Origin of the sequence: Microcoleus sp. BROC3 (assembly GCF_036702515.1) — a bacterium.
Classification (GTDB): domain Bacteria; phylum Cyanobacteriota; class Cyanobacteriia; order Cyanobacteriales; family Microcoleaceae; genus Microcoleus.
In genome coordinates this window covers 38,799-52,233 of record NZ_JAUBTQ010000038.1, presented here as the reverse complement: position 1 = coordinate 52,233, position 13,435 = coordinate 38,799, and the positions used below count along the sequence as shown (strand labels likewise).

Genomic DNA, 13,435 nt, shown 5'->3' with positions numbered 1-13,435 from the left:
CAAGTTGTCCGCCTGGGCCAAAACCTAGTGGCCCAAAATTATCATACTCTTACCGATATTGCAACTCCACTCTGTTTTAATTTACAACCTTTGGCAGGGAAATAGCAAGGGTAAAAGCAAAAGAGTAAGGATGAATCCGGACGAAAGTCCTTACTAGAAACCTAGAATAATTACTGTTAAGTAATCGGTTTGTAGTGAGGACTTTCGTCCTCTCTTTCTGGATGAATCAAGATTTGTATTTCTTACTCCAAACCTAATTACGAACTTAATTACGGTTGTCTAACCGGACACAATTTTACTGAGTTAATTCGAGCAAATTTTCTGCTGTTTGGGCAGTACCACTGTAAACACGCTGCCTTTGCCGACTTTGCTGCTAATAGCAATCTCACCGTTAAAAGGTTTTAAAAGTTCAATACAGGTATAAAGTCCGAGTCCAGTTCCTGTCGGTTCGCCTTCGGTTTTTTCCTCGCCTTTAGGCGGCTTTGAGGTGTAAAAAGGGTCAAAAAGTTTTGACAAATCTTCAGGTGATATACCGCATCCCGTATCTGCAATATCCATGTATATGTTCGATTCATCTTGGCGAGTCACGATAGTTAGTTCCCTGCTTTTCTTTTCCCACATAGCATCCATTGCATTGTTAATTAAATTATAAAATACTTGAGAAATATAAGAATAAATTAATGGAATACTGGGAAGTTCTTCGTCATAAAAGTATTTTTTCCTAATCTTATTTTTAAAATACATATTGCCTTCCAATAGCTGAATTTCTCGCTGCACTAAATCGTTGATATTCACAGGGTGCAAATCTTGCTTTTGCTCTTTTCTGCTTTTCATCATCAGAGTATCCATGATCTGATTGATTTTTGTGACCGCTTGAAAAATATACTTAGTATAATTAAAGAGAGAGTCTTCTTGAATTTTTGTGGCTTTTGTTTCAATCAAATCGACGCTAGTCTGGATCACTTGCAGCGGACTTTTGAGATTGTGAACCATTCCCTGGGTTAAACGTCCGATGATGGCTGTCTTTTCCTGGTCGATCAATTGCTTTGTTTTTTGTTCGACAAGTCTTTCTAGGTTTTGGTTGAGGTGGGCAAGTTCGAGGTTTTTTTCTTCGAGTTTTTTTTGTAAGCTGCGGATTGTCAAATGAGTTTGAATGCGGCTCAACACTTCTTCGTGCTGGAAAGGCTTAGTGATGTAGTCAACGGCTCCTGTCTGAAAGCCTTTTACTTTATCAAGCGTCTCGGAAAGGGCGCTCATGAATATGATGGGAATGTCTTGGGTTGACGGGTCTGCTTTCAAACGCAGGCAAGTTTCAAAACCGTCAATTCCCGGCATCATGATATCCAAAAGAATCAAGTCTGGATGAATGTATTCAATTTGCTCGATCGCACTTTCGCCATCTAGAGCCACTAATACTTTAAACCCGTAATTCCTTAACAACTCGAAAAGTACGTCGAGATTTGTTTGGTTGTCATCCACAATTAGTATGATGCTTCTTTCGGAATTCTTATCGTTCATATTCAAGGGAAAGATTCACTTTTTTGAGTTTTGAGTTGTGACTTTCAATCTGATTCAAGGCATTTTCTGCATCTCTAAAAACCAAGTTGCTTCGTAGATGCTTCTATTTGGAATAACCCTTTTAGGGGCTGGCTGCGAGTGACCGCCCCACAAGAAATTAAGTTGTCGCTTCACTGGTCGAAGAACCCGTTATTGAAAATGGTGGAATATGTGAGATTTAACTGATTTTGAGTTGTCTGTTAACTACCGTCAATTTTACGACAAAAGTTGCTTCAAAAAATCTCGAATTTGCTTGAGCTGAAATCCTTTAGCAAGTTGGCGCACGTGATGAACGAAAGGCACTAATGTCGAGTCAGAATGTTCGAGTTTAGTAGTTTCCTCCAGAATAGCTTCAATATCGCCCATTGCAGCCAATCTTAACAAGCCCAAGAGTGACTCTGACGCAGGAGACACCATCGTTGAGTCAGCAGCAGCGAGCTCAGATGATGCTTTGGGAGTTTGAGCTTTCAGTTTTGTGGTTTCCGATCCGTCTTCGTAAATCCATTCTAGTCTCAAATGCAGGCGCAATAATTCTAACAGCTCGTTAGTTTGAATCGGCTTGGTGAGAAAATTATCGCAACCTGCAAGTATGCTCTCTTGCCTGGTAGTCTCGTAAACGCGAGCGGACAAAGCAAGGATAACCGCATCTTTTAATTGCGGCAACTGTCGCAGTCGCCTGGTAGCTTCCCAACCGTCCATTACGGGCATCAGCAAGTCCATTAGAATTAGATCCGGTAGAAATTCCTGTGCTTTGTGCAAGCAGTCTGCGCCGTCTGTGGCCTGTGCAATTTCAAACCCCAAATGAGAAAGCAGCCTGTGCAGCATGGCGCGATTTACTTCGCGATCGTCCACGATTAGCACTTTGCGCTGGCGGCCGCTAAAACCGACAAGCCGGCGTTTTTCTTGCGTCGAGGGGAGTTCAGAACACTGGGCGACTGCGGGCAAGTCTAGATCGAACCAAAATAAGCTGCCTTTGCCGCAGATACTTTGGACGCGAATTTGGCTGCCCATCATTGTGACTAATTTTTGGCTGATGGAAAGTCCCAGTCCGGTACCTTCGACGAAATTGTTATGATCGCCGACTTGATGAAAAGGCAAAAATATTTCTTCTAATTTATTCTGCCCGATGCCAATGCCAGTATCTTCGATTTGAAAGCGAATTTTAGCGGTAGGGGCGCGATCGCCAGTATTTGCTGCTGTTATCACCTCGCGCGCTTCTTTTGTTTCCAGCGGCGGGATCGACATTTGCTGCGCGTCTAACTTCGCGGTCAAATAGATTCTTTGAGTAGCAACTTCCGCTGTTAAACTCGAATTGGCGCTGTTGGTTTCAGGATAATTTTCTGGTAAATTTTCTACATAATCGACTTTAAATGTCACGCTGCCGCTGTTAGTAAACTTAACGGCATTGCTGAGCAAATTAATCAAAACTTGGCGCAACCTTTTTTCGTCAGCAAAAACGGCGTCTGGCAGCCCGGAAACCTGCTCGTAATTAAAGGCAATTCCTTTTTGAGCCGATCGCATCTGGAACAAATCAACAATACTTTTAACAAAGCTGGGAAAATGCAGGTTGGCCGGTGAGAGTTCCATTTTACTAGCTTCGATTTTAGAAAGGTCTAAAACGTCATTAATTAGCATCAGAAGGTGGTTGGCGCACTGGTAAACGTTGTTGAGACTGTCCTGCTGATCTGCGGTTAAATTCTTATCTAGTTTGAGCAATTGAATGTATCCTAAAATCCCGTTCAAAGGCGTCCGCAATTCGTGGCTCATGTTGGCGAGAAAGTCGCTTTTAGCCCGGCTGGCGGATTCGGCGGCTAATGCGGCTAATTGCAGGGCGGCTTCTGCAAGTTTTCGATCGGCAATTTCGGTTTGTGCTTGTTCAAATAGCGTCGATTGCTGAATGGCGATCGCCAACTGCACCCCCAATTGTTTCAGGCACTCTGCCTCCAATTGCTGCCAGGGACGCGGGCCCGTGCAGTGATGGGCAATTAACAGCCCCCACAAGTTTTCGCCTTGCAAAATCGGCACTACCAGATTCGCTTTCACATCCAACCGAGTCAACAAACTCAAGTGGCAGTCGGCCAGGCCGGCATTGTAAACATCTTCTGTGGCTCTAATTCTTCCGTCTCGGTAAAGAGTAACATAGGCTTCCCCAAAACACGGGTCGTAAATTTCCATTCCGACAATTGGTCTGGTATTTGCGTCCACCGACTCCACAGCGATAAACCCGCTCCAATCCGGATTGAATTGGTAGATAACTGTGCGGTCTACTTGCAAAAAATGCCGCACTTCTTCGACTGTTTTGGTGAGAATTTCTTCTAAATGTAGAGAAGAGCGAATACGTTCCAGCATGGCTACTGCCAACTGTTCGCGTTTTAATTGCTGGCGCAAAGTAGCTTCTGATTCTTTGCGTTTTGTGATGTCTGTAATCACTGCAATTAACCCTATTGAATTGCCATTTATATCTTTAATAGTGTCTGCTCGTACCAGAGCGGTAACAGCTTCACCAAGCTTATTTTGCAGCGCAACTTCGCCGCACCAAGAGCGACCTTGACGAAGGTTTTTATAGATTTGTTTGTAACTTTTAGGCCGGACGTAAAGCAGGGTGCTATCGCCGAGTTCGTTGAGTTCTTGCACCGTGTAGCCGTAACGCTGAATGAAGGCTTGATTGTGGTAAATAGACCGCCCTTTCAAGTCGGCGATCGCGATCGCGTCGCTGGTACTTTCGACGGCTTGAGTGACCCGCCACAAAGCTAATTCTGCTGCTTTGCGATCGCTGATATCCGTCATCGAACCCACCATCCGCAGGGGGTTTCCGGCTTCGTCCCACACTGCTTGAGCGCGGGCGAGCACCCACTTGTAGTCGCCGTCTTTGCACCGCAAGCGGTACTCGGCGGCGTAATTGGGGGTTTCGCGGTCGAGATAATTTTGAATTGCTGCTTGCACTCGCAAGCGATCGTCTGGATGGATGCGATCGAGCCATTCGCTGTTCCTGTTATCAATTTCGCCCTCTGCGTAACCGATAATTTCGTGCCAGCGGGCCGACCGAAAAGCTTCATTTGTTTGAAGATTCAGATCCCAAATTCCGTCTTGATTGCCTTTGAGAACTAACTGCCAGCGTTCTTCGCTTTTGCGCAATTTTTCTTCTGCTTGTTTGCGCTGAATCTGAGAACCCAACTGAGTCGCTACCGCCTTCACCAACTCTACTATACGCGGTTCGATAATCGATCGGTCGCGCTTGCAGAATACTAAAACTGCCAGCACCTTTGATGTAGCGCGAATTGGCACTCCGAAACAACCTTTCAATCCCACTGCGGCAGCCATTTGCGATCGAGCAAAAAGATAATTATTGGCTATAGAAATATCTTCAATCCATTCTACATTTCGGTTTGACCAAATCCGTCCCGGTACTCCCACTCCGGCGGCGAATCTAATTTTTTTACTTTCGCGGCCGAACCTATCTAAATCGCGATGGGTAGCGTACCAAGTTTCGCTGTGTTCCAAAAAAGTACCGTTAGCAGTCGGTATCCAAGCTTCCGCAAAATTCCAGCCGATCGCATTGCACAGCAACCGCAGGATATCTGGGAGGGCGCTGTGAAAATCGGCTGACTGACTAATTGCTTGAGTTGCTGCCAGCAACAGCTTAATTTCATCTTCTGCTTGCTTGCTTTCTGTAATATCAGTTCCCGTGCCGAGAATTTGTTTTAACTTCCCGTCTGCTGTTTTCGCAAATACAGTATCTCGGCTCACAATCCAGCGCCAAGAACCATCCTTGTGCCTGATTCGGTATTCAATTTCAAATATATCCCCTTCCGTTCCCGTTTCGACTTGCTGTAAATAATCAGGTATTTTGATTGCATCTTCCGGGTGGATTAAAGTTGAAATCATCCACGGCCCGATTGCCTGAATCTCCTCTACTGTATAGCCGAGAATGTGGTATAGAGAAGCATTTGCATAGATATTTTTTTGTTCTATTAAGTCGTAAACATACAACATATTAGGACTTGCCCCAGCAATTTGTTGAGTTAACCGCTGGCTTTCTCGCAGTGCTGCTTCTGTTTGTTTTCTTTGGGAAATATCGCGAACAATGCAAATGATTTCCCCGTCTGGCAGCATTGTCAGGGAGAGATCTATAGGGACTTTCGAGCCGTCGCGGCGGCATCCTACTGCTTCGGTGCTGTAACAACCTTTCTGCACTAAAGCTGGCACAACTTCTTGCTCAAATCTTTGCGCTTCTGCACCTTCGTAGAAGATTGTCCAACTTTTGCCTAAGATTTCTTCGAGAGAGTCGTAACCGTAGATTTTTAGTCGGGCTGCGTTGCAATAAATCACGTCTCCGCCGGCATCGAGTATGGCGATACCTTCGGAAGCGGCTGCCATTGCTGCTGCTTGCCTCTGGAGTACGGACTCGGATCGTTTGCGTTGAGTGATGTCGCGGACGATCGCGATAATTTCGTCATCCGTGCAGAAGACAATTCTCGCTTCAAAATCGTAAAGTTCACCATTAACTGGCATTTGATATTCTAAAACTTGAATTTCTGCCGTGTCGATCGCTTGTTGATTGCCAGATAAGATTTTTTCCACAAAAGCAGGCGGCAATATATCTTGTGCTTTTTTGCCAATTACACTTTTTTGATGTAGGATATTCTGGAAATCTTTAGCTGGTTTGAAGTCTACAAAAGTGCCGTCTGCCAGACAGCGAAATATCATGTCTGGTATCGCATTTAAAAGAGCGCGATTGGTGGCTTCACTCTTGCGCAATTCAGCTTCAGCTTGCTTGTTCAATGTAACGTCGCGAGCAACTGCATAAATCAAACCTTCTTCTGCAAACGGCGAGGCCGTCCACGACAGCCATTTATAATTGCCATCTCGGCAAAGATAGCGGAGTTTTACGTTGACAATTGAACGGCCGTTTTTGAGGGATTCTAATTGGTTCAAACAGGTTTTTCTGTCTTCTGGATGCACGAATTCGACAAAAGGTTGGGCTAACATTTCATCGCTGCTGTAACCTAATACAGTAGACCAAGCCGGGTTTAAGCGTTTGAAATAGCCGTCAAAACCTGCAATGCAAAGTAAATCCAGCGAGATATTAAAAAATCTATCGCGGTCTTGTTGGGTGTGTTTTAATTCGGTGACATCGATCACCAAACCGTCCCAAACTATATCGCCGTTGGCTTGCTTTTCTGGCTTCGAGGCACCTTGCAGCCACTTCACTTTGCCCTGGATAATTTGCCGCCACTGGTGCTGCCAAGGTTGCAGAGTCCTTGCTGAAATTTTTATCGATTTTTCAAAGCCTGTGAGGTCATCTGGATGAATTGTTTCATAAGCAAAATTTTTCCTTTTTTCTATATCTTTCGCTTCTAACTGGTAAAGGTTTTTGCTGCCAGAAGAAACGTAAGTAAAATACTTTCTCCCCCCGGGCTCGACGCGGAATTGATAAATCATTCCCGGCACGTTGGCTGCCATTTTTTGAAATTTAGCTTCGCTCTCTTTCAAAGCTAATTGTTGCCGTTTGTACTCGGTGACATCTCGAATTGTCCCGACTAACATTTTACTGTTGTCTGTTGCTTTAAATACACTTTTCTTGATCGAAATGATGCGTTTTTTTCCGGCACTGTCTGTAAATTTTTCTTCCGTTTCTTCAGCGATGCCAGTTCTGAATACCTCTTCGTCTTTTTTCCAAAATCTTTGGGCTTTTGCTGGTGACAAAAATTCGTATCCCGACTTACCGATCAGTTCTTGTCGCGGTTTTCCCATTAACTCGCAGAAAGCGTCGTTTAATACGATCCAGCGATGCTGCTCGTCTTTGACAAAAATTGGGTCGGGAGTAGCATTAATCGTGTGCTTGAAAAACTCTTCTGATGTTTTTAATTTGTGTTCGTAATGATAGCGATCGCTGACATCCAAGATTACTTTAATCATCCGCTCGATCGAGCCGTCCCGGCCGCGAATACAGCGCAGGGAAACTCGAGTGTAAACTATTTCTCCGTCTTTTTTGCGCCACCTTTGGTCTAAAACATAGCCTTCGCTCTCCCCTGCCAAAATTTTATTTAACTGTTCTAAACTGGCAGGCAAGTCATCAGGAAAACCCCACTGCTCCCACTTTCCGTGCAAAAGTTCTTTGCGCTCGTATCCCAGCAAATCGCACAAAGCATCGTTAACTTCCAACCACTCGCAGTTTTCGGCTTGTGATGGGGAAATTGGAGGGGCAATAATGGCAATTCCGACGAGGGAATTCTCGACAACCGAGCGATATTTTTCTTCGCTTGTGCGCAAAGCTTCTTGATTGTACTGCCGCTCGACTGCGTAGCGGAGCGATCGCATTAACACTTCGCTGTCGATTTTTCGCTTGACTAGATAATCCTGAGCTCCTGCTTGGATTGACTGCAAGGCGAGTTCTTCATCGTTGCGGCCCGTCAGTACAACGATCGGAGTATTTAGGCTGTATTCTTGCATTTTGACAATTGTACTTAAGTCTTGGCTGTCGGGCAGCGAAAGGTCTAGTAAAATCACATCAAAATCTTCGTCGCTCAAAAGTTGCTGCGCTTTGCTGAGACGGTCTGTACAGCGTACTGACAGTTTGTGGGGTTCTTCTCGACTGACATTTTTTTCTAATAAGAGTTCTTCGATCAAATCGGCTTCGGCTTGATTGTCTTCAACCAGGAGAACTTTAAAGCCGTTTCGCTTTACGGTTGGGCTCAAAACTGATATCATATACCTTGCTATTTGTCATAAGGCAGTCGAGTTAGCTATTATAGCATATAAATAATTGAATGCCCCAACATACAGCAGAAAAAAGTTAAATATCTCGGATTTAACAACTACAATGCACTCTCTGCGACTGTGTTTTTGCTCTAAGTAGGTTAACCCGATCGGAAATAAAACTTTTACGGTTTTGAGAAGATCCGTTGCTTGAGAAAACAAAGCTGCTGGGCGTTGTGTTTTTTTTGGCGATCGCCCGTCTGAGTAGATTTGAGATTTACTCCACAGATGAATGTGGCAGCTTCAACTAGGGTTTAAAATTTTGGTCGGCTCACGACTCCTGTCGGAAAGCAAGTATCGGTTTTTGGGCGGGGTCTACCGAAAAACCGATCGCAACCCATTCTTTGTTGCCCTTCGATTGCGATACCAACACCATCCGAGCCGTATCCCCGCACGACTGCGCGCTCAGCGCCAAAAAAGCGGTGGGAACTGTCTTCGATATTTACATTTTTACCAGTTCTTTTATGATAGCTCACAGAAACTCCTTAGTGCAATTTCTTTACTTTTTGCAATCAAATAAAATTTTTCCACAGCTCTTGCTATTTACCCAAAAAGTGATACTCTTTAAATAGAGGGGATCAAAAGTCTGCTAAAGACAGCCTCGGAAAACATTAGATATTTTTCGCAATAAAACAAGATTTAAAAACAGACAGTAATTTATTTACTATCTAGGTATCTAACTGCTCTGAAGTAGAGAGGAAAAAAGCCATGCTAGAAAAATTAGCAATTCCCGAAAAACAAGTTTTAATTCCCAAAGAAAAATCCTTAGTATTGTGGTTTGATGAAGTCGGCATCGCCGACATCCCATTAGTAGGCGGGAAAAATGCTTCTTTAGGCGAAATGATTCAACAGTTAACCGCCCGAGGAGTCAGAGTTCCCAGCGGATTTGCAACTACAGCACACGCTTACCGCTACTTCATCGAGTCGGCGGGTTTAGAAGCTAAATTGCGCGAAATTTTTGCTGATTTAGACGTAGAAGATCTGCAGAACCTGCGACAAAAAGGCAAGCAAGCGCGGGCACTAATTCTGGATACGCCGTTTCCGCGAGAACTGCAAGCGGCGATCGCAGATGCTTACGAGAAATTGTGCGATCGCTACGGCGACAGTACAGACGTAGCAGTGCGTTCCTCCGCCACCGCCGAAGACTTACCAGACGCCAGTTTCGCCGGACAGCAAGAAACCTACCTCAACGTCCAAGCTTGCGCTGGCGTGCTCGAATGCTGTCACAAATGCTTTGCTTCCACATTCACCGATCGCGCGATTTCCTACCGCCACCAGCGGGGATTCGACCACTTTGAAGTCGCCCTATCAGTCGGCGTCCAAAAAATGGTGCGATCGGACTTAGCATCCTCCGGCGTCATGTTCAGCATCGACACCGAAACCGGATTCAAAAACGCCGTATTAGTCACCGCCGCCTACGGATTAGGCGAAAACGTCGTCCAAGGCGCGGTCAACCCCGACGAATACTTCGTTTTTAAACCAACATTAAAACAAGGTTTTCGCCCGATTTTAGACAAACGCCTCGGCAGCAAAACACTCAAAATGGTGTACGATATCGGCGGTTCTAAATACACCAAAAATGTCTCCGTCATAGCAGCAGAAAAAAATAAATTTGCCATACAAGATGATGAAATTCTGCAACTAGCAAAATGGGCAGTCCTCATCGAAGAACACTACTCTAAAGTGCGCGGAACTTATACCCCGATGGACATTGAGTGGGCAAAAGACGGCAATACTGGCGAATTGTTTATCGTCCAAGCGCGACCCGAAACAGTACAATCTCAAAAGTCGGCTACAGTTTTGCGCAACTACAAATTGCAAGGAACCAGTTCAGTTTTAGCAAAAGGACGCGCCGTTGGCGAATCAATCGGACAAGGCAAAGCCCGCGTGATTTTAGACGTTCACAGAATCGCTGAATTTCAATCAGGAGAAGTTCTTGTCACCAACAAAACCGACCCGGATTGGGAACCGATTATGAAAAAAGCCAGCGCGATCGTCACCAATTCCGGCGGCCGCACTTGTCACGCCGCGATTATCGCCCGAGAAATGGGAATTCCCGCCATTGTCGGCACCGGCGAGGCAACCCAAATCTTGCAAAACGGGCAAGAAATCACGGTTTCTTGTTCGGAAGGAGACGAAGGCAAAGTTTATGCAGGTTTGCTGCCTTTTGAAATTCAAGAAACTGCGATCGAGAATTTACCCCGCACCCGGACTCAAATTTTAATGAATGTCGGGAATCCAGAAGAAGCCTTTGGTTTATCAGCAATTCCGTGCGACGGCGTAGGCTTGGCGCGGCTGGAATTCATCATTGCCAATCACATTAAAGCACACCCGCTAGCACTGATTCACTTTGACGAATTGGTAGATGAATCAGTCAAGGAAGAGATTGCAGAACTGACAGCACTTTACCAACACAAACCCGATTTTTTCACCGACAAACTAGCCCACGGAATTGCCACAATTGCCGCCGCATTTTATCCAAATCCAGTCATCGTGCGGATGAGCGATTTCAAGAGCAACGAATACGCTAATCTTTTGGGAGGGCGGCAATTTGAGCCCAAGGAAGAAAATCCGATGATCGGGTGGCGCGGCGCATCTCGCTATTACGACCCGAATTACCGCGAAGCTTACGCTTTGGAATGCAAAGCCCTGAAGCGAGTTCGCGACGAAATGGGCTTGACAAATGTGATTCCGATGATTCCATTTTGCCGCACCCCGGATGAAGGGCGAAAAGTGTTGGCCGAGATGGCAAAACACGGTTTAGTCAAGGGCGAAAACGGCTTGCAAGTGTATGTGATGTGCGAGTTGCCTAGCAATGTGATATTTGCTGACGAATTCGCGCAAGTTTTTGACGGATTCTCGATCGGCTCTAACGATCTAACTCAGCTAACATTGGGGTTAGACCGGGATTCTGCTTTAGTCGCGCACATCTTTGACGAACGGAATGAAGCTGTGAAGCGAATGGTAGAAATTGCCATTAAAGCGGCGAAAAAGTACGATCGCAAGATAGGGATTTGCGGTCAAGCGCCCAGCGATTATCCTGAGTTTGCTCGCTTCTTGGTTGAGTTGGGAATTGATTCGATTAGTTTGAATCCTGATTCGGTTTTGAAGACTTTGTTGGATGTTGCTAAGTTGGAAGGTGCAGATTCGTTGATGGATTTAGCGGGGGAGGTTGCTAAGGTTTAACCGTTTTGCTTTTTGATAGAAACCGGGTTTCTCAAACAATAGCTGCGGCATCTTCTGGCTTCGTTGTTTTTGAATTAGACCCGGTTTCTCATATCGAGTCTGGTAAAATAACCGATCTCGTGTTTGTAGTGACGGCGGAACTCCGAGCGAGTTTTATGAGAACTTACCTCGTCACTACAAACCTATTTTAGTGCGGGTAATTGAGCAGACATAATATCACACCATACCTGCTTCTCTGGCTTGCTTGGGCCCTGGCGATGCGCTTTAGGAAGAAAGCGGCACCAACAACGATCGCCATCCTCACCCGCCAACTAACGGTTAAAACACGGGCGGCCTAGTTTGAGACTTGCTCGGGAACTTTTCTGATTTAAAACCGTCGTTTCGGAGATAATTTTCTGTTGCCGATCGCCTAAATTAAAACAAATATTCTCCACATAAGCTCTGACAAAGTGCTAACTGCTCTCCTAATTATTTCCATAGGTTTAGTTCCGTCGCTGGTGTCTTTGTGGGTGATGCGCTCTGCCGAGAGCCAAGCCCGCGATAGAATTGCAGCGGCTAGGCTGGCGGTAGCGAATAGACCCCTGCGAACTCAACTACCAACTGCCGATCGCACCTACATAGAAGGCCTCGGTTATCCGATCGGGGATATCACTTGCGAGTACAACGCCCGCTCTAATTACATTCGCTGCGCTGTCAATCCTTCTGGGCCCTGTCAAGATTGTCGGTACTACCAAGCCAGAACTCTTGACGTTAGCGGTGAAAAGATATAGCTTATATGGGGGCTTCTAGGTACGCATATTTGCGGATGTAATAATCCGTGAGTTAATATGTACTTAGGTGTAAGGATTTTGGTTGGAGCTTGTTCTGGATGAGCGTCGCTAAAACTCAGCAATTAAAACCCAATCAAGCAGTATTGCTCGGTTAAAGTTGCCATAACTGGCGCATGGCGATCGGTGTTTTTCTAGTTGAGGACTTGCGCTCAGAAACCAGGTTTAGACCATAAATTTTGGTTGAGCCGCGAGAAATCTAGGAATAAATCTGGTTTCTAGTCTCCTGGGCCTAACTCCTGCAATTGAGAAAATTAGCGAATAAAAATCGCAAGTAGCTCTTGTACTGAGCGTAGTCGAAGTAGACGCGCAAATCTGCAAGCCGATTTCTCCAAAAGATCGTGAAAAATTCTGCACCAACGATTGTCACGAGCAATTCTTAAATATAAACCCGCTCGCAGACTCTAAGTTGACAGTTTGAGAAGTTGGTTTTGGGCGGGACTCATCTGTTTTTGCATCGCAGCAAAGCAGTCTCAAACCAGGATTGTGGTCTCTAGACTGCAACTCATGAATTTTTAAGACGCCTCGTCTATATAGGGTATGTATATTTTAATTTAATCACACGCCTTGGGCACTGCCGGCCTAATTATGTCACGGCCAGCATTTCGTAATTAATGTCGGGTTGCCCGATGCGAACAGGGCTTGCACACCAAAACCGAACAAACCGGGTTTTTTACCGGGAGCGAGGGCTGCCACGAAGTCTTTGCGTCCATAAAACCAGGTTTGTGCGTCCATAAGTGCTGAAATTTCTCTGCAAATAAAGTGCATTAGACGATGACAGAAAACTTCATCAAGTAAATTTTTTAGGACTTACGCATTCCGACCAAAGAAACCGGGTTTTTTACCGAATCTGCGGGCGGGAACGAAATATTTTCGTAAAAACCCGGTTTTGGATTCGCTAGTAAGTCCTATTTTTGATAAGTCCTGTTATTGTCTACTGCGGGATATAAATATCTGCGTTTAACAGATACGCTCTCTAACAGAAAACGGAAAACAAAATATCATTCGCTAGATAGATTATTGGAAATCAAACTTCCAATCCTCAGCGCTTGCGTAGGCGATATTTGCAATGCTATCAAATAACAAGATAGCACCGCTTTGTGATG

6 protein-coding genes are annotated in these 13,435 nt (G+C 45.2%); 2 read left to right on the top strand and 4 right to left on the bottom strand.

Annotated features, from left to right (window positions below):
* Nucleotides 1-303 precede the first annotated feature (303 nt).
* The 3 genes from QUB30_RS22570 to QUB30_RS22560 form a co-directional block, all read right to left on the bottom strand.
* Nucleotides 304-1,518: a response regulator gene (locus QUB30_RS22570; protein WP_333337762.1), complete on the bottom strand. Its 1,215-nt coding sequence runs from the start codon at nt 1,516-1,518 to the stop codon at nt 304-306.
* A gap of 255 nt (nt 1,519-1,773) precedes the next feature.
* Nucleotides 1,774-8,268, bottom strand: a complete 6,495-nt coding sequence (locus tag QUB30_RS22565) for a PAS domain S-box protein (protein ID WP_333337759.1) — start codon at nt 8,266-8,268, stop codon at nt 1,774-1,776.
* 302 nt (nt 8,269-8,570) lie between these two features.
* Nucleotides 8,571-8,792: a hypothetical protein gene (locus QUB30_RS22560; RefSeq protein ID WP_333337757.1), complete on the bottom strand. Its 222-nt coding sequence runs from the start codon at nt 8,790-8,792 to the stop codon at nt 8,571-8,573.
* Nucleotides 8,793-9,024: 232 nt separating this feature from the next.
* Between QUB30_RS22560 and ppsA the strand changes: the two genes are divergently transcribed.
* Nucleotides 9,025-11,502 carry a phosphoenolpyruvate synthase gene (gene ppsA, locus QUB30_RS22555; RefSeq protein ID WP_333337754.1) on the top strand — a complete coding sequence of 826 codons (2,478 nt, stop codon included), beginning with the start codon at nt 9,025-9,027 and terminating at the stop codon, nt 11,500-11,502.
* 449 nt (nt 11,503-11,951) lie between these two features.
* The gene (locus QUB30_RS22550; protein WP_333337751.1) at nt 11,952-12,272 is read left to right on the top strand and encodes a DUF6464 family protein; all 321 of its coding nucleotides are present in this window, start codon (nt 11,952-11,954) and stop codon (nt 12,270-12,272) included.
* Between the two features lie 648 nt (nt 12,273-12,920).
* Here the strand turns inward: QUB30_RS22550 and QUB30_RS22545 are convergent.
* Nucleotides 12,921-13,064 (bottom strand): hypothetical protein, encoded by a 144-nt coding sequence (locus QUB30_RS22545; RefSeq protein ID WP_333337747.1) that lies wholly within the window; start codon nt 13,062-13,064, stop codon nt 12,921-12,923.
* Nucleotides 13,065-13,435: the final 371 nt, after the last annotated feature.